We start from the raw sequence: 16,959 nt of genomic DNA on the forward strand, positions 1-16,959 counted from the left end.
GCGTTGACATTCGTTTTGTTCAAGCACGGCAGGTTATATGGGGACTGGGCTTCCAAAGGAGACTCTATCGTTGTACAGCATGGCCGCATACAGGCCATTGGATATGCCCGGGAGCTTGAATTGCAGTTGTCCGGTAAGGAGTACGAGACGGTGGATTGGGAGGGTGCCAATGTACTGCCGGGCTTAACCGATGCCCATATGCATTTGTCTATGCATGGTATGAAGCTGGCTATGCTGGATTTCACATCAGCTACTTCCAAGGACGAGCTGCTGGCTATGCTGCGCAAGCGGGTCGCTGTAACACCGCCGGGAGAGTGGATTTTAGGACTTAATTGGAACGAAAACGCGTTTATTCCTGTTGAAATTCCAAATATAGCTGAGCTGGATGCCATTACAGATCAGCACCCGGTATATCTGACTCGTACGTGCTTTCATACGTTTTTGGCCAATTCAGAGGCATTTCGGCGTGCAGGTATTCACGAGAACACCCCTGATCCGGCTTCAGGAGCCTATGGACGAGACGCAGAGGGACGGTTAAATGGATTGATTTATGAGGAAGCATCCTTTGCCTTTACAAGCGTGCAGCCAGAGCCGGATTATTCGGCGAAGAAGGATACGATCCGGCGGGCTTGTCTGGATGCGCTACGGCTGGGTCTGACTGCTGCACACACGGAGGATTTACGTTTTTTGGGCAGCGTAGAGACGATGCAGCGAATTTACAAGGAGCTGCGAGAAGAAGGTGTTGCTTTTCGCACACACCAGCTCATCTATCATCCATTTATCGAAGAAGTGAAAGTACAGGAGCTGCGTGCAGGTACCGGAAATGAGTGGTTCAAAATCGGTGCAATTAAAATATTTGCTGACGGCGCTATTGGTGGAAGAACGGCTTTATTATCCGAACCTTATAGTGATGCTCCACATACGTGTGGAATGGCCATCCAACCACAGCCAGAGCTGAATCAGATGGTGGCAGCAGCCAGAGCCGCAGGCTTTCCAGTGGCTGTACATGCCATCGGAGATGGGGCGGCGCACATGATTTTGACAGCGATGGAGGCCCATGGACTAACGGAGGAAAGCGGGTTGCCGGATCGTCTGATTCATGGGCAGGTGCTACGGGCTGATTTGGTTAAAAGAATGGCGAAGCTGCCGCTGATTGCAGACATCCAGCCTCGTTTTGTCGCCAGTGACTTTCCCTGGGTGCTGGATCGGGTTGGGAAAGAACGGACCGAGTATTTATATGCCTGGAAAAAGCTGCTGCAAGCAGGCATTCCGTGTGCTGGAGGCAGTGATGCGCCGATCGAGCCCCTAAACCCATTTCTGGGTATACATGCGGCAGTGACTCGCGCCAAGTCGGAAGAAACGCATGAGGGCTATCTTCCCGCTGAGAAGCTGGATGTTCACGAAGCCATTCATCTGTTTACTATGGGAAGCGCAGTAGCGGCTGGGGAAGCTGATGAAAGAGGGACAATCGCTGAAGGCAAAGCCGCTGACTTTACCGTTATTGACCGCGATGTATCGGAAAGTCACCAAGCTTTGCTTAATGTTAAGGTACGAATGACCGTTGTGAACGGGCAAGTTGCATACCGGTCGTAGGCTGGTAATACGTATGTATGGCAAAAGCCTTCAACTTCACTTTTTACGTGAGGTTGAAGGCTTTTGACTTTTACAAGCCACGCTGTATGAAGCGGTCCGCATTTTTCACACTGACCCACAGATCAGAGCTTGCGCCGCCTGGATACCAGTAGGCGAAGCCAGCAAATCCTTGATCCTGACCCAAGCGGTACTTACGAGTGATGGATCGCCCTTCTTCCAGCCATAGCTTATGAAGCTGAGTATCTTTGTAAGACACGGTATACTGCTGAATATCCTCGTTCCAGATCGGTTTGGAGGAGATACGGGACACCAGCAGATTTTGCAGATCTAGTGAAATATCAGAGGAAGCGATGGATTGCCCGTTAGCGTTAAGTGTCCAATTCCGTGTAAATAACGGCAGCGCCAAAATTGCTTTTTCCGGATCGGTGGTTTGTACAAAGCGCCGCACGCTTTCACGCAGCCATGGCAGGGAGGACACGGAGCCGGGGATCGAGCTTCCCCCCCAATGCTCGTCATATCCCATCAGAATTAGATAGTCTGCCGCAGCGCCAAGCTTTTGGTAATCAAAAGCGGCAGTCCAGTCCGTTCCGTAATCAGGAGATACACAGAGCGCCAGTACTGCATTTTGACTTTTCAACTTCGCTTTTAGTTGCTGGACGAACAATGTAAGATAGGCACGATCCTGACCATCTACATTTTCAAAATCAATGACAAGCCCATCTAAACCATGTACAGATACAGCATTGGCAAGCTGAGTTATGGTTTTAGCTCGTAGAACCTCACTGGACAGAATTTGGTGTGTCAACGCCAGGTTGGAACGGTTGCCCACCATAGCCCAGATTTTTTTTTGATGCTGTTTGGACCAGGTAAGCAGCGAAGAATTGGTGTAATCGCTGATACTGCCTGTTTCGTTTAGAAAAAACCAGCGTGGTGACAGGGTGTTGATGTTGGATTGAAGCACCGTATTTTCAAACTGCTGAACGGTTTGGTCATATTGCCAGCCTAATCGAATGAAAGAAGTAGTGGAAGCAGCTTGGCGAGCATGCTGTGCTGAATACGTTAGCAGCCGCTCCAATAATACCGCTGTTTCTTCACGAGTGAGAGAAGATGCCGGGCGAAAATAGTTGTTTTCACCTTTCATAAAGCCGTAACGATTCACGGTGGTTACCCCTTCAAGAGCCCAATCAGCAATTTCGTCACGATCTATGAAAGAGGAAATAGCGTTACCTGATCCGCCCGAAGAGCGGATGAGACGTGCAATCATTAAGGCTGCTTCTTGCCGGGTTATAGGACTATTGGGTTGAAATGTAGCGGAAGAACCTCCCTGTACGATATCAAGCTGCGAAGCCGCCTCAATCCAACCGTAGTACCACGCTTGCTTGGGAACATCCCGATAGGAGGAGACAGCTGCTTGTACAGGCTCCAGAGCGAGGACACGATCCAATGCGGTAACCCATTCAGCTCTGGTAACGGCCTTTTTAGGTGAGAAGTAACCAGGTTGTGTACCGTTCAAAATTCCTTTAGCGTGTAGGGAAATAATAGACTGATAGGCGTAGCTGTGTGAAATATCTCGAAAAGCTACGCCGGTTGCTGCTGCCGGGGCAGCTAAGTATGAAGTGAATGCTGTGAATATTGTAATGGCTGTAGTTGCCGATAGAGTAAACCTGGTTAGCCAACGCGATCGTTTGGAACTCATCCCAATAACCTTCTTTTTTATGATAGATTGTAAGTGTATATATTGTTACTCGACGAATAATACTATCAAAAAGAGGAAAGTTATTCATTGCTAAATTGCTGGAAAAATACCAAAAAACCCGCTACCGATGGGTAACAGGTTTGATATTGGATAAACTATGCTTTTTTGGCATACATAATACCGATCGTTTGTGGACCACAATGACTGGATATAACACAGCCTGCTGTTGTTAACAGTACCTCTTGTGCGTTCGTTTCCTCTTTCAGACGTGCTTGCAGCATCAGCGCATCTTCCTCAGCCAGAGCGTGCACGACAATGATCATATCGTTATCCATCAAATCCCGCTGGTTCAGGGCATTTTGCAGCATTTGTTCCAGTGCTTTTTCACGTTTGCCGCGGACCTTGTAGGCAGGCGTCATTTTTCCATCAATCACTTTGATTACCGGACGAATTTTGAGCAGACTGCCGATCAGGTTTTGCATGCCTGAGCATCTTCCGCCTTTATATAGATATTCGAGTGTATCAATCACAAATTCCGTGTCGATTAGCGGTCTGGTTGCCGTCAACATGTCTACAATCTGCTCTATCGTACTACCGTTTGCTGCCGCGCGAGCAGCTTTCATCACAAGCAGGCCAAAGCCGCATGACAGATTTAGGGAATCAAAAACCGTAATGCGACCTTCTGGAAATTCGGAGGCAGCGAGCAGCGCATTCTGGTACGTCGATGATAGCTCGGAGGACAGACTTATATATAAAATGTCTTCTCCTTGTTCTATGTAGGGCGTAAAGGCTTGAATAAAATCTGCCGGAGAAGGTGCGGCGGTACGAGGTAAGCGTCCCTCGCAGCTGACACGCTGAAATAATTGTTCCGGGTGAATGTTCACCCCATCTTGCAATGCTTCATCACCAAATACGGTATACAATGGTACAATGCTAATCTCGTACTGTTGACGCCAGTGAGCAGGAACATCACTGGTACTGTCTGCAAAAATTTTAATTTTGTTCATACATTAAATCCTCTCTGTGAGATGCAGAAAAATCATAAAGATTGCACAGACGAAGGATAAATATCCGCCGTGCTATTCGGAATGGCGAGACCGAGGGCAAGTAGTGCAATAAAGCCTACAATAATGAGTGCATTAATGATTAATCCAATAATAGCAAAGGTTTTCTTACGGTTTTTTAACGCAATGCCGATGATTCCGACCACAAGTCCGCTACAATTGAGCAGTAGGCTGCCTAAAAAAATAAAGGGAATCAGCATGGTTCCGGTTTGCTGCAAGGCGACTTCCGGGTTCATAGTTTGGTATTGGCTGAAATGAGCCATCAGATTAATGACCATAATAGCCAGAATAATATATCCGATCAGACTGACGAGCGACATAATAAAAGAAGCAATTCCGGGACCGGAATGCTTGAGCTTGACCGGAGGCTGGAACACAGGAGCTTCTGAAAAAACAGGGTGCTCCTCAGACACAGCAGGCTTTTGCAAATTAGGATCTTGGTTACTCATTTTTTCAACTCCTTGAACATAGTCCGAACAGGTACTAATTTTCCACAAAATAAACAAAAAAGCAAGCCACTTTACACATTACCCTCCAATAGACAGAGCTTAATCATCGAATTTTGTATGCGGTTTGTTTACACACACTGGCTGGTAAACTTCATGCTGTTCCGATAAAATAAGAAGAACATTCGGGTAAAAGGATCAGGGAAAAGGAGTATAAAAAACATGCAACGAAGATGGATTATGGTAGGATCTATAATGATGATGTTGGCGGTAGCCATTGGAGCCTTCGGAGCGCATATTGTAAAAGCACGGATTGACGCGGATGCATTGGCCGTATATGAAACCGGTGTGAAATATCATATGATTCACGCTGTCGGATTGCTGATCATTGCGTTGGCTGCCGGACAGTGGGGCCCTTCGACCCGCTTAAGATGGGCTGCGCGGCTGTTGTTCACGGGTATCATTTTATTTTCCGGCAGCCTGTATGTGCTAAGTTTAACCGGAATCCGTGTGCTGGGTGCGATCACCCCATTAGGAGGCGTGTGTTTTATTGCAGGATGGATATTGTTGACATGGGCTGCTGCCGGTCCAAAGAAAGAGAATTAGAAAGCTCATTGCCCCATTTTAAAAAAGAGAATCGATAGGAAAGACGCCATGCTTTTCCACCGATTCTCTTTTTTCATGCTTACTTGTTTCTAGTGAGATATTACATTTACGATGTGATCTCATCAATCTCATTCATTTTAAAGGAGTACACTTGCTTCTCATCAACATGATACACACTCAGCAGGTTATTATCATGGTCCAGGTTGAGTATGCGGCATGGAATGCTGCGCTGTCCGCCGTAGCGGTTCACGATTAACCGTACAAGCGTATTATCATGTATATAGCGTTTAATCCATTCGTACGTACTAAGGTCTTGTTGTATTGCAGGCTTTGGCTGTACGTGGGATTGCTTGATCTCTTGAATAACGGGTGTCTTGTTCGTAATTGCGGCTGATTTCTTTTTGGAGAATTTTTCCGCAAGCGTAGCGGCTGCATCAGACGGGCTATTAACGGCCGACTGTTTTTTTAGATACAATGCAGCTTCAATTAAATTACCAAGTTCGATACCGGATTGAATCCGACTATCCGCAATTTGTTCGTTTTGGCTCAAGAGATGAAGCAGGAACTGAAGGGCCTCTACGTTCGAACGACCTTTAACTAATACATCAACATTAAATAAATAACTGGTTTCGTCTTGATTTGATTCCTTTTTCATACATCCTCCAGCCCAAGCCCTGGGTAATTAGTCTTTTGTAGTACCTATCAATATATCATTAAAATGTAATCTGTCATAGGGCCTAGGGCCCTGTTGTTGGACATTAGCAAAAATAAGTTCTATATAAAGCCCTATGCGCTAAATTTTTTCTGAATCCACAGGAAATGTACATTTTAGCATGTGTGTACATGAATGAGGACTGTATATGAGAAGAATTAATAGAGCTAGAGCTAAAGTATGCATATACCGAGAATAAGTGAGGTGGGGAATGAAATCAAGTAATTTAAATTTTAAATATTTTACAAAAAAGTATAGCGTGGCATATCTTCATTAAGGATCTTTTTCCGCCGAGAAAAAAATTAAAATCCCCCTTAACGAAAGAGGGATTTGGCATATCAAAAACATGGTATATTATAGTAAGCAAAAAATAAAGTGGATGTTATATTCAATCAAAATGGGATTCGTTGTGATTGAATATGATAGTCATGTTCGACTGCCCAACTCACAAGACCACTCCAGAAATTTTCACAGACTGAAATGATCTTTGTTGGTTCCGCTAAATCTCCGGACATAACCAACTTAACTAGATGATCAAATCCCTCTGGACGATCCGGCAGTTCCAGTGCTTCTGGTAGAACCATTGAGCCCGTTGAGAAAAGCTTCTGATTGTGTAACCCAACTAACATAGCTCCATATTGGGCAAACTGCATGATCAAGTACGGCAAGTAGGTACGAGGGCCATTTATAGTGACATTTCTAAGCTTTCCAATAAACTCATACATTTCACCTACAAGCACTTCGTTGATGGCATGCCTGAAATCTTCCTTTGTTGGGGATTCGGCAGCTTCCTTTAATATAGAAAAAAAGTCTTTAGGATCATACAGACGAAGTGGGGAAAAGAAGGGTCCATGTGTCAACGGCCAGTCGCCCTCAACAGTAGAGGCGGTTTTCAGAAGAATGTCTGAACTACAGACGTTCACCTCAGCTTTCCAGGGACCCGCCGACCATTCATGGCTAAAATCTACAGGAGCGTTGGATTCACTTAATACACAAAACATTTCAATATCTGAGAAAGGGCCGTCCGTACCTTTGGCAACAGATCCATAGACCCCTATAGCTAGAATTTTGTCTTTGTATACTTCATGTAACCTAGCAGCTATTTCATGGCACGTCTGAAGCCTCTCATTTCGGGAAATGTGGACAGGTCCATTCATGTTCATTTGTGATTCTCCCTCCGTTTTTAGCAAGCATGGTATGGAGTGCTGTGGGGAAATAGCGACAAGTGAAAACATCTATTTTATCAGTAGTGTGGTGACTTATGAAGCCCTTTGTTAAGAGAACTAAAAACATTACGGTCAATAATTTTATTTTTCATTGTGTGATTAATGAAATGCCTAGCAGAGATTTTGTCAGTCTTAGAATATACTCTTCCAAAACTTCATTTTTTGAAGTGAGCTTTTCATGGAAGGGGAACTGGTCCATCAACCTTCATAAACCCAATACTTGTGCCCGTATCATTAAATATGCTATAGCACTCGGTTGGGATTACAGCCAAGAAAAGAAACAGATGAAAATGGATCAGGCTGATTTTCTTATAGCCGAACTAGGCTTAGAGGACTAAGGTGAAGTGTTTGATTGTACCAACTAAGAGACTTGTCCAATCTACTGATTCGCCATTTGATTCGCCATTCAGCGAGGGTTTAATTTCACCTGTGAGCCCTTGCCGCCCGTCTGGATTCCAGTTTCCTTTACACCGACTTCCTTCAGATCGCCCAGTAGACGCTCCAGCACCGCTTTGGCGACAGGTGCTTCTTTTGCGCCTGAGGCCTTAACGACCAACTGTACCGGTTTACCGGAACGCAGTTGTTTGTCCGCCTGACGCAGCTTCGTGTCGTAATCATGCTCCTCAATGTGAGCGGTGAAGCGAAGCTCCTTGACCTTTTCTTTACCATGGTTTCCTGCGGCTTGGCCGTTATTTGTTTTGCTTGCTGCGGCTTTTTTTTGCACAAGCGCTTTTCCTTTGCCCTTTGCAACCAAGCTGCACGGTGGCGGACTACTCATCAGTGAGGTGCAGACCAGGTCCACTCCCTTGGATCGGGCCATAGCCAAGGCTTCTGACTTGGAAACAACGCCGAGCTTCTCCCCCGAGAGTCCGGTGAGCACCACCTCGTCAGCTTTAATTTGCTCGTTAATTAATACTGCCACTTCAATGTAGCCTCCCTTAAACAATGATAAAACTATCATATACGGAACCTATGTGCGATTCAATTGAACTTCGATATATCCTTATTGACAAAAATCACTAACCCCTATACTCTTTTACTGATAATGATTATCATTTTCCGATGCATATACATACAGGGGTGATTGAGAGAAATGAAAAAGATGTGGAATGGCCTATTGTTATTTGTAGTTTTTGCGATTGTATTGGCAGGCTGCGGTTCGGCTGGGAATAGCTCGAAGACGGAAGGGGCTACAGGGTCTGAGCAGACATCTACAGCGGCTGGTCCGGTTACGGTTAAGGACGACCATGGGGAAGTCAAGCTGGACAAGCCAGCGGAACGTGTCGTTGTACTCGAATGGACGTTTACCGAGGATCTGATTGCACTTGGCGTACAGCCGGTCGGGAATGCGGACAATGCCAACTATAAGCTGTGGGTGACACCAGAGGCGAAGCTGGCTGATACTGTAACGGATATCGGTACACGGGGCGAACCCAATCTCGAAGCGATTGCGGCGCTCAAGCCGGATCTTATTATCTCTAACGCCGATAACAATGCAGCGATCTATGCACAGCTTAAGGGAATTGCACCGACGATAGAGTTTGATCCTTACAAGGGGAACGGCTATGATTACGACCGTATGGTCGAGATTTTCAAGCAAATCGCGGTGGCTACCGGTAAAACGGAACAGGCTGATAAAGTCTTAAGCGAACTTGACCAGCACTATGTAGAGGCAAAGGCAACATTGGAGAAGGCGGGCAAAGCAGACTTTCACTATGCGCTGACACAGGCCTTTACAGCTCAAAATGCTGCCAGTCTGCGAATGTTCAAGGATAATTCAGTTGTAGCGGGTACGCTTGCGAGAATCGGCATGGTGAACGACTGGAAGTCGGACCAGACTGAGAAGTACGGATTTAGTACCGTAGGCATCGAAGCTCTTCCAGCTGTACAGGATAGTAATTTTATCTACATTACGCAAAAGACGGACGATATATTTGGCACCGCCATGAAGAACAACACGGTATGGAACGGACTGAACTTTGTTAAAGAAAAACGCACCTACCCGCTGGACGGTACAACATGGACTTTCGGCGGTCCAATTTCGTCCAAAGTACTGGTTGATCAAGTAGTCGGAGCTCTGACGAAATGACCCGAACGGACACAACGGGATTATCGAAGACTTGGCGTATAGGAAGCATCTTTGGGGGCGGCTTGATCGTCCTCATCGTGCTTTTTTTTGTAAGCTTGTGTTATGGGGAGGCTTCGATCCCGCTCCATACAGTCATCGAGGCGTTGACCCAGCGTCAGAATACGCTTGAGCATAACATGGTTTGGGATCTTCGGATGCCGCGTACGGTCATTGGAATTCTGGCTGGCGGTGCGCTGGCCATCGCGGGTGCTTTGCTTCAGGCCATCACCAAAAATCCACTGGCAGCTTCTGATACCCTAGGGATAAACGCGGGTGCCTACTTTGTGGTCGTACTGGGTGCGGTGATGTTTCCCGGATTGCTGCACCAGGCGCCATTTCTATTTGCTGCCGCTGGCGGTCTGTTGGCAGCGGTGCTGGCTTACTTTATGGGCGGGGGAAGAGCGGGAACTCCGATTCGGTTGGCGCTTGCCGGCTTGATCGTATCCATGGTTCTTGGTTCGTTTACCGGAGCACTGCATATTTTTTATTCATTTGAAACACAGGGGCTGTTTCTCTGGGGTTCGGGCTCACTGGTGCAAAATGATTGGAGTGGGACGACTTACGCTTGGCCATGGGTCGTAGGACTCTCGGTCATTGCTGTTATGCTGTCAAGGCAGTTTGATGTGCTGGATCTGGATGAGTCCACATCCACATCCCTTGGACAAAAGGTTAGCTTAACACGGGCGGTGGGTATTGTATTGGCGGTTCTGCTGTCGACCATTACAGTCAGCGTCATTGGTCCCATCGGATTTGTAGGTTTGGTGGCTCCGCATTTGGTGCGCCTAAGCGGGTTGAAAATGCATCGTTGGGTGCTACCCGGTTCCTTCCTCTGGGGGGCACTGCTGTTGATCGGCGCAGACGTGCTGGCGAAAATGATTCACAAATCAAGCATGGATCTGCCGACCGGAGCGGTCATGGCCTTGATTGGGGCACCTTGGTTGATTTGGCTGATTTTGCGGAAAATGAAGCTGCCATCCGGTATCGGCGGACAGTCTTCCATGAACATAGGTGTGCGCTCTCGGAAATTACCTTTTGGCAGACTGGCTACAATATTTGCGTGCTGTGCCGTGTTGCTAACGGTATTCAGCCTGATGTTTGGAGGAATGCGAATTCCAGTGGGGGATCTGCTATCCGGCCTGTTTGGCGGGGAGAGTGCGAATTCGGCTTTGCTTCAATTTAGAATACCACGTACGCTGGTGGCGGCCGGGGCTGGTATCGCGCTTGCGGTCAGCGGCGTCTTGATCCAACTAGCGGTTCGTAATCCTTTGGCGGATGCCTCGATCATTGGAGTTTCGTCAGGGGCTGGTTTCGGTGCGCTTGCAGTGATTATCGTGTGGCCTGGGCTGCCTATTTATATGCTGCCCATCGCGGCGATTGCTGGAGCGACAGTGTCGGCAGCGGTGATCTTCTTTTTATCGTGGAACAAGCACCTAAATCCGTCAGTGGTCATCCTGCTTGGGATTGCCGTATCTGCCATCGGATCAGCCGGTATTCAGGTGTTGATCATCCAAGGTTCGCTCTGGGGTAGCACAGGCTATATCTGGCTGACTGGTAGCACCTACGCTCGAAACTGGGGGCAGGTGGCAACCATTCTGGCCTTTCTACTCGTGTTGTTGCCAGTAGCATGGTGGCTGGCTCGCCGTTTCGATCTTTTGGTATTTGACGATAGCAGCGCTATGGGACTGGGGCTTCCGGTGCGCCGCACCCGGCTGTGGGCGATGGTAGTAGGTGTGCTGCTGGCGGGTGGAGCAGTAGCCTGTGTGGGTACAATCGGTTTCATTGGGCTGATTGCTCCGCATATCGTGCGTACGTTGATCGGGCACCATGTACGCCGTTCCATTGTTCTGTCTAGCATCTTGGGAGCGGTCATGCTGGTGCTGGCGGATACGATTGGACGGACCGTGCTTGCGCCGACCGAAATTCCTTCTGGATTGCTGATTGCACTAATCGGTGCACCGTATTTTCTGTACTTGATGTACCGCTCGAATAAGAGTAAATCTGTGTAGTTGAGATGACACGAACAGGCTGTTTCCAAGCGGATTCTCCGTGAGGAAGCAGCCTTTATTATTTTTTTCTATGCAATCATCTGAGGAATCATCTGAATTAAATATTTACAAATCTAATAAAGTAGATATAATGTGAAGTATGGAACCGTCATTGATTTATAAAGCTTTGTCGAACGAGACTCGTCGTCTGATTATGCAGTGGTTAAAAAAACCAGAAGATTATTTTGATGAGCAGGCTTATTTAAAGCAAGGGCTCAATTTTCAAATTGGTGTATGTGTGGGAGATATTCAGGCCAAATCGGGACTTGCACAGTCTGTAATCTCAAGTTATTTATTAACGATGCAAAAATCCGGTTTGTTAGAGTCTGAGCGAGTAGGAAAGTGGACGTACTACCGTCGGAATGAAAAAACAATACAGGAATTTGCCGAGTACATCCAAAAAGAACTATAAACAGAAAGGAGTTTTTTTTTCACATAACATATCTATAAATCTATATATATAATTAATTGGAGGCTTATACTTAAATATGAAAAAGGTTAACCCGTTACTTATTATCATTCTAGCTTTGGGCGTGTTCGGCATTATTACAACGGAAATGGGGATTATAGGCGTTCTTCCCCAAGTCACTCAAAAATTCAATATATCAGCTTCCCAAGCTGGTTGGCTCGTCAGTATATTTTCTTTCGTTGTTGCGATTTCAGGACCGTTTTTGACCTTACTCGTTTCTGGCATGAATCGTAAAGTTATTCTATTAATATCAGTATTCAGTTTTGTTATTTCAAATCTTGTCTATGCCTATACTACTCATTTTGAGGTCATGCTCATTTTTCGTGTTCTTCCTGCAATATTTCATCCTGTCTTTTTTTCAGTTGCCCTCGTGACCGCATCTAATCTTGTTCCCCCTGAAAAGAGCAGTAAAGCCGTCACCAAGGTTTTCGCCGGAATCACGGTGGGATTTGCTTTTGGCGTACCCTTGACTTCTTATCTTGCTGAGAAAATAGCGTTAGAAGCTGCTTTCTGGTTTGGAGCTGTCGTAAGCATGATTGCATTTGTAGGAATCCTCATATGGCTTCCTTCTCTACCTGTTCAGGAAAAAATGTCTTATGGCAAACAGCTAAGTGTATTACGCAAGCCTCAATTATGGTTCAATATTATGTCAGTTATTTTTATCTTTGCAGCTATGTTTTCAGTGTATAGCTATTTTGCTGAATATCTTGGAGAAATAACCCGTATGAACGGGTCATGGATCAGTATGATGCTGATGGTCTTTGGAATCGTTATGATTTTTGGGAACTTTTTATTTGGGGGATTACTACATAAAAATCTGACAAAGACTGTCATCACGTTCCCGTTGCTATATATGGTCATTTACGTACTCACTTATGCTCTGGGTACTTCTTTCCTACCGATGATTGTGGTTGTGCTCATTTGGGGAGCTGTACATTCCGGAGGGCTAATTATTAGCCAAGCATGGTTAACCACTGAAGCGAAAGAAGCTCCAGAGTTCGGTAATAGCCTATTTGTCTCATTTTCTAATCTCGGTATTACGATAGGGGCTGCTATGGGTGGGTGGTTTATCTCTCACTTGGGAATACACCAGCTCATCTGGAGCGGAATGATGTTTGCACTGCTAGCATTTTTATTGATTATCATAAAAATAAAAATGTTCAAATCAAATGCAACGGAAGTCAACGTGCGTTAAAATATGGAGAGGCAAACGGGATCTTGGCGTTGCTTATCTGGGGAGTGGTATCCTTAATTAAGCGCTTTCGTTAATCGTAATGAAGGAGTAGACATCTCTATGTGTTGAAATTACATTATTTATGGGGAGGAATCTGATGGATATTCGAATGTATCACGATCTGGAGGCTCAATTGGAAGAAGTGATTTGGGCTCTTGGAGAGGAAGCAACTCTTACACTCCCCATAGATAGCGGTATGGCCGAGGAAAAGGCACAGAAGGCTTGGGATCTAATCCCTGAGCCAAAGCATACATGGGGCATTACAGGTGTAACCTTGCATCAGTATGTTCAAATACTCAACTATAACAGTCATATGGAGCGATCAGTAGAGCTTTTAAATGACGAAATTTTAGATTTGGAAGGTTCAGGGTACCGAATTATACATGCAGAGCCTTACATTTTAATGGCGGAAACGCTTCTTCTTCAGTGCAAGCCCCTATTAGCTCATGAATATCTCAAGAAAGCATACTCGATTGGGAGTGCACGGGCATTTCGGGATCAGCCCAAGCTTTATTTCGAAATGGCGAAAAGTAAAGCTCTGGATGAACAGGATATATTACATCGGTTTAAATCGTTGGATGTGAATGCCAAACTTTTGAGCGAATTAAAAGATAGCCAATAACCAATGTTATGGGCTTATCTTTTACATTTGAGGAGGACGATTGCTTTGAAATTAAAAGAAGTGTTCTTAGGTACACACAGCTTCGAAGCGATGAAGATTTTTTACGGTTCTCTCCTGGATTTGCAGGTTGTAGAGGAGGGACCTTCGCGGTTGTCGTTTCAAGTAGGTGAATCGGTGCTTGCTTTTCAGGAATCCTCCCATATGGAAAATGAATTTTACCATATTGCCTTTACGATTCCAACAAATAAATTTATAGAAGCCAAACAGTGGGCTATCAACCGAGGAATTTCGTTGATTTCAAGGCACCAAGAAGATGAGTTTTTTTTCGAAAACTGGAATGCAACCGCGTTTTACTTCTATGATCCGGATCAAAACCTCGTTGAATTCATTGCTCACCATACACTTGATAATGCAGTCGCTGAAGCTTTCGGATCTCACTCGATACTTCGTATAAGCGAGATTGGTCTTCCGGTCGATGATGTCCCAGAGGGTTCTAGAATAATTACCGAAACGTTCCAACTTAATTCATGGGGAGGGGCTGGACAGAAATTTGTACCGCTAGGGGATGTGGAAGGTTCCTTTATTGTTACAGACAAGCAACGTCCCTGGTTTCCTGATGATAGGCTTCCGACCGTGTTCAGCATCCGTGTCTTGTTTGAAGGTATATGCTCTGCCCGTCTTTCGCTTCATAATGGGTCGTATGAATTGAGATCAACCTGAGTTAAGGCTTCATCTCATCGCCACCACCCTGGATTTCTAGAATAGATCAATAAGAGGAAAATCCGGGGATTACCATACATATAGGAGAGAATAGATGAATATTAGATTGCTAAATTCAAATGAAAATTATCCGTTAGAGCTCTTGTTACTAGCTGATCCTTCGCGCCAACTTGTTGAGGAATATTTGAAAAGAGGGCAGTGTTATGTAGCAGAAATTGACCATCAAATTGTGGGAGTCTATGTTCTTTTACCTACAAGACCTGAAACAATTGAGGTGGTGAATATTGCAGTATCGGAAGTCATGCATGGTAAGGGGATTGGCAGACAATTAATGACACATGCGATTGAAACAGCCCGGATACAAGGCTATAAAACATTAGAAATTGGTACAGGAAACTCTAGCATTGGACAGTTAGCTCTCTACCAAAAATGTGGTTTCAGAATTGTAGGTGTAGATCTAGATTTCTTTGTCAGACATAACTATGTAGAAGAAATTTATGAGAATGGCATACAGTGTAGAGATATGATTCGTATGTCTCAGGATTTGTAGAGCTTAATTTTCTTTGCAAACCCTTCAAAGGTATCTTAAGTAAGGTTCTGAAAGGTATATGATATTGTTCCAAAAGATGGTACAATGAATTGCGGAAAGGCTATACAATCATTGGATTGCAATAGTCCTTTTTTAATGAGCTGATATCCTACTAAGTTCCTGACAAGGGGTGGTTACTTTGTACAACACAACAACCACGATACTCACAGAGATAGCAAAACATATGAGAGATCATGATTTAATCCTAAGTGATTTAGCTAGAGCAGCCGAAATGAATCCGGGCACCATGAGCAGTATTATTAATGGGAACCGCACACTTTCAGTCGATCAGTTAGACCGAATTACACAAGCGATGGGCTATCCCGTTGGTTATTACTATGAACGCTACGTGTCTGAGTATTTAGCAGAGGCTAATCCGAATTGGCGTCGAATGAGTCCTTTTATACATAATTGTGCGAGACTCAATAAATTGGACTGCATTCATGATGTGGTTAATTTATTGATGGATAAGTTAGGCTATTCAGAATCTTTATTTGAGCTTGCCGAAGAATTATTTCATGAAAAAATGTATCAAGCGGCAACCATACTTTATGAAAATGTGGCTATAAGTGAAAAAAAGCAATATTCGGAACGTCTGGCTATGTGTCAGTACCGTTTGTTCCATACTAGGCAAGGAGATAATCAAGAGAAAAACTATGAAGCAGCCGTTCAATTTGAAATATACGTTGATCGACTAGATGAGATAGAACAGTTAGATGCATTAAAAGATCTGGCGAATACATACCGTTCGTTACGAAAATGGGACAAAGTAGAATTATTCGCTAAAGCTCTGGGAGACAAGGCAAAAATTCAATATAAACTGGAGCAAGAACGCCATCCATCCAAAAAAGAAAATGCAAAGAAACCAAGCTTTCCTCTGTTTGCTTATTGGGCTTTTTCTCATTTACTTCGTGCACAAGCATATGACGAGAGGAAAGACTATGAAAAGGGACTTCATCATATCAAAAAATATGCAGATTTAAGCTGGGTTTTGGATACAGATGAAGAAACATTGAAATGGAAAAATAAATATGAGGATTGGGCGGTAGTAAATACTTATGTAAATAAGCTTCTTTCAGGCGAAGAGAGCGTACTTCCCGAGTATGTAGCTTATATTTCTTCAAGGAAAGATGAGGTTCTTCCCGCACTTGATAATATCCTGGAGGCGGCTAATCGATACCAATTTGATGTAGATGATATTTTAGAGCAATTCAAGGAGGACATTTCATCTTATTTAGAACAACAAAAAATCGAAGGCTTTTATACTCAAAGATTCATAACAGAGCGTTTTATACATTTTTCTAAGGAATTATCAGTCTACTTTTTGACTAAAGGAAGATTCTCTGATGGTTTTAAATTTTTATTAAGTTGTTTGGAAAAATCTACATTAATCAATAATAAATCATATATAATTAAATGTATGAGGCTTTTTGAGTCTTATCAAGAGCATTCATCATTTGAGACGAAGACAGCTTACAGAAATTTGATTAATGAGGTGGATCAAGATGAAGCGTAAAATAATTCTGACCTTTTTAGCAACCAGCTTTATGTTAGTAGCGATAGTTACTGCCCCTTTACTTTTTCATGATCAAGAATATGGCTATCAACCGAGTCACCATGGCGAAATGTAATCATTCTTAACAGGAAAAAGATGCATGATATTTAAAGCACTTAAAAGGTACAGAGTATAAACCAAATGGATAAGGGAACAGGTTAGATGGAGTTATCCGTCTAGCCTTTTTATTGCGTGTTTTGCGGTATATAAGCAATATGAGAAAATCTCCTTTTGAGAAATATATGTAAAAAGTG

General features: G+C 44.4%; 18 protein-coding genes. 12 read left to right on the plus strand and 6 right to left on the minus strand.

Annotated elements, in window-relative coordinates; translation table 11 throughout:
* Positions 1-3 precede the first annotated feature (3 nt).
* Positions 4-1,593, plus strand: a complete 1,590-nt coding sequence (locus HFE01_RS03210) for an amidohydrolase (RefSeq protein ID WP_167438191.1) — start codon at positions 4-6, stop codon at positions 1,591-1,593.
* Between the two features lie 70 nt (positions 1,594-1,663).
* Here HFE01_RS03210 and HFE01_RS03215 read toward each other — a convergent pair whose 3' ends face one another.
* The 3 genes from HFE01_RS03215 to HFE01_RS03225 all read right to left on the minus strand — a co-directional run bounded on the left by HFE01_RS03215 (position 1,664) and on the right by HFE01_RS03225 (position 4,802).
* Positions 1,664-3,289, minus strand: coding sequence for an S-layer homology domain-containing protein (locus tag HFE01_RS03215; protein WP_167438190.1), 1,626 nt, complete (start codon positions 3,287-3,289; stop codon positions 1,664-1,666).
* Between the two features lie 155 nt (positions 3,290-3,444).
* Entirely contained in the window at positions 3,445-4,296 is an 852-nt protein-coding gene (locus tag HFE01_RS03220) for a DegV family protein (RefSeq protein WP_167438189.1), read from the minus strand.
* 32 nt (positions 4,297-4,328) lie between these two features.
* Complete coding sequence (locus HFE01_RS03225; RefSeq protein WP_019686796.1) at positions 4,329-4,802, minus strand: hypothetical protein; 474 nt, start codon at positions 4,800-4,802, stop codon at positions 4,329-4,331.
* A gap of 219 nt (positions 4,803-5,021) precedes the next feature.
* On the opposite strand from HFE01_RS03225, the gene HFE01_RS03230 reads away from it, so the two are divergent.
* Positions 5,022-5,405, plus strand: a complete 384-nt coding sequence (locus tag HFE01_RS03230) for a DUF423 domain-containing protein (protein WP_019686797.1) — start codon at positions 5,022-5,024, stop codon at positions 5,403-5,405.
* Between the two features lie 106 nt (positions 5,406-5,511).
* Here HFE01_RS03230 and HFE01_RS03235 read toward each other — a convergent pair whose 3' ends face one another.
* Positions 5,512-6,060, minus strand: coding sequence for a hypothetical protein (locus HFE01_RS03235; protein WP_016820460.1), 549 nt, complete (start codon positions 6,058-6,060; stop codon positions 5,512-5,514).
* A gap of 449 nt (positions 6,061-6,509) precedes the next feature.
* A complete protein-coding gene (locus HFE01_RS03240) occupies positions 6,510-7,280 on the minus strand; it encodes an ANT(4')-I family aminoglycoside nucleotidyltransferase (RefSeq protein WP_167438188.1) in 771 nt (256 codons plus the stop codon).
* Between the two features lie 98 nt (positions 7,281-7,378).
* Here HFE01_RS03240 and HFE01_RS03245 point away from each other — a divergent pair, with 98 nt between their 5' ends.
* The gene (locus tag HFE01_RS03245) at positions 7,379-7,681 is read left to right on the plus strand and encodes a hypothetical protein (protein ID WP_017426691.1); all 303 of its coding nucleotides are present in this window, start codon (positions 7,379-7,381) and stop codon (positions 7,679-7,681) included.
* A gap of 68 nt (positions 7,682-7,749) precedes the next feature.
* On the opposite strand, the gene infC is transcribed toward HFE01_RS03245, so the two are convergent.
* Positions 7,750-8,265: a translation initiation factor IF-3 gene (infC, locus tag HFE01_RS03250; RefSeq protein WP_019686800.1), complete on the minus strand. Its 516-nt coding sequence runs from the start codon at positions 8,263-8,265 to the stop codon at positions 7,750-7,752.
* A 171-nt stretch (positions 8,266-8,436) separates the two neighbouring features.
* Between infC and HFE01_RS03255 the strand changes: the two genes are divergently transcribed.
* The 9 genes from HFE01_RS03255 to HFE01_RS27515 all read left to right on the plus strand — a co-directional run bounded on the left by HFE01_RS03255 (position 8,437) and on the right by HFE01_RS27515 (position 16,781).
* Positions 8,437-9,432 carry an ABC transporter substrate-binding protein gene (locus HFE01_RS03255; RefSeq protein WP_107733903.1) on the plus strand — a complete coding sequence of 332 codons (996 nt, stop codon included), beginning with the start codon at positions 8,437-8,439 and terminating at the stop codon, positions 9,430-9,432.
* Complete coding sequence (locus HFE01_RS03260; protein WP_016820455.1) at positions 9,429-11,477, plus strand: iron ABC transporter permease; 2,049 nt, start codon at positions 9,429-9,431, stop codon at positions 11,475-11,477. The genes HFE01_RS03255 and HFE01_RS03260 overlap by 4 nt, the downstream gene beginning before the upstream one ends.
* A 139-nt stretch (positions 11,478-11,616) precedes the next feature.
* Positions 11,617-11,928, plus strand: coding sequence for an ArsR/SmtB family transcription factor (locus HFE01_RS03265; protein WP_014599587.1), 312 nt, complete (start codon positions 11,617-11,619; stop codon positions 11,926-11,928).
* Positions 11,929-12,004: 76 nt separating this feature from the next.
* On the plus strand, positions 12,005-13,180 hold the full coding sequence (locus HFE01_RS03270; protein ID WP_107733902.1) for an MFS transporter: 1,176 nt from the start codon (positions 12,005-12,007) through the stop codon (positions 13,178-13,180).
* Positions 13,181-13,316: 136 nt separating this feature from the next.
* Positions 13,317-13,841, plus strand: coding sequence for a hypothetical protein (locus tag HFE01_RS03275; RefSeq protein ID WP_107733901.1), 525 nt, complete (start codon positions 13,317-13,319; stop codon positions 13,839-13,841).
* A gap of 45 nt (positions 13,842-13,886) precedes the next feature.
* Positions 13,887-14,561, plus strand: a complete 675-nt coding sequence (locus tag HFE01_RS03280; protein WP_107733900.1) for a VOC family protein — start codon at positions 13,887-13,889, stop codon at positions 14,559-14,561.
* 94 nt (positions 14,562-14,655) lie between these two features.
* The gene (locus HFE01_RS03285; RefSeq protein WP_107733899.1) at positions 14,656-15,111 is read left to right on the plus strand and encodes a GNAT family N-acetyltransferase; all 456 of its coding nucleotides are present in this window, start codon (positions 14,656-14,658) and stop codon (positions 15,109-15,111) included.
* Between the two features lie 223 nt (positions 15,112-15,334).
* A complete protein-coding gene (locus HFE01_RS03290; protein WP_016820450.1) occupies positions 15,335-16,666 on the plus strand; it encodes a helix-turn-helix domain-containing protein in 1,332 nt (443 codons plus the stop codon).
* Positions 16,656-16,781 carry a hypothetical protein gene (locus tag HFE01_RS27515; RefSeq protein ID WP_258196274.1) on the plus strand — a complete coding sequence of 42 codons (126 nt, stop codon included), beginning with the start codon at positions 16,656-16,658 and terminating at the stop codon, positions 16,779-16,781. Before HFE01_RS03290 ends, HFE01_RS27515 begins: the two co-directional genes overlap by 11 nt.
* The last annotated feature ends 178 nt before the right edge of the window (positions 16,782-16,959 follow it).

Origin of the sequence: Paenibacillus sp. EKM10P (genome assembly GCF_011800655.1) — a bacterium.
Taxonomy (GTDB): Bacteria; Bacillota; Bacilli; order Paenibacillales; family Paenibacillaceae; genus Paenibacillus; species Paenibacillus polymyxa.

Coding starts and splice junctions, on each gene's coding strand:
- HFE01_RS03215 (WP_167438190.1), bottom strand. CDS start 3,289: ATGAGTTCCAAACGATCGCGTTGGCTAACCAGGTTTACTCTATCGGCA.
- HFE01_RS03220 (WP_167438189.1), bottom strand. CDS start 4,296: ATGAACAAAATTAAAATTTTTGCAGACAGTACCAGTGATGTTCCTGCT.
- HFE01_RS03225 (WP_019686796.1), bottom strand. CDS start 4,802: ATGAGTAACCAAGATCCTAATTTGCAAAAGCCTGCTGTGTCTGAGGAG.
- HFE01_RS03230 (WP_019686797.1), top strand. CDS start 5,022: ATGCAACGAAGATGGATTATGGTAGGATCTATAATGATGATGTTGGCG.
- HFE01_RS03235 (WP_016820460.1), bottom strand. CDS start 6,060: ATGAAAAAGGAATCAAATCAAGACGAAACCAGTTATTTATTTAATGTT.
- HFE01_RS03240 (WP_167438188.1), bottom strand. CDS start 7,280: ATGAACATGAATGGACCTGTCCACATTTCCCGAAATGAGAGGCTTCAG.
- HFE01_RS03245 (WP_017426691.1), top strand. CDS start 7,379: ATGAAGCCCTTTGTTAAGAGAACTAAAAACATTACGGTCAATAATTTT.
- HFE01_RS03255 (WP_107733903.1), top strand. CDS start 8,437: ATGAAAAAGATGTGGAATGGCCTATTGTTATTTGTAGTTTTTGCGATT.
- HFE01_RS03260 (WP_016820455.1), top strand. CDS start 9,429: ATGACCCGAACGGACACAACGGGATTATCGAAGACTTGGCGTATAGGA.
- HFE01_RS03265 (WP_014599587.1), top strand. CDS start 11,617: ATGGAACCGTCATTGATTTATAAAGCTTTGTCGAACGAGACTCGTCGT.
- HFE01_RS03270 (WP_107733902.1), top strand. CDS start 12,005: ATGAAAAAGGTTAACCCGTTACTTATTATCATTCTAGCTTTGGGCGTG.
- HFE01_RS03275 (WP_107733901.1), top strand. CDS start 13,317: ATGGATATTCGAATGTATCACGATCTGGAGGCTCAATTGGAAGAAGTG.
- HFE01_RS03285 (WP_107733899.1), top strand. CDS start 14,656: ATGAATATTAGATTGCTAAATTCAAATGAAAATTATCCGTTAGAGCTC.
- HFE01_RS03290 (WP_016820450.1), top strand. CDS start 15,335: ATGAGAGATCATGATTTAATCCTAAGTGATTTAGCTAGAGCAGCCGAA.
- HFE01_RS27515 (WP_258196274.1), top strand. CDS start 16,656: ATGAAGCGTAAAATAATTCTGACCTTTTTAGCAACCAGCTTTATGTTA.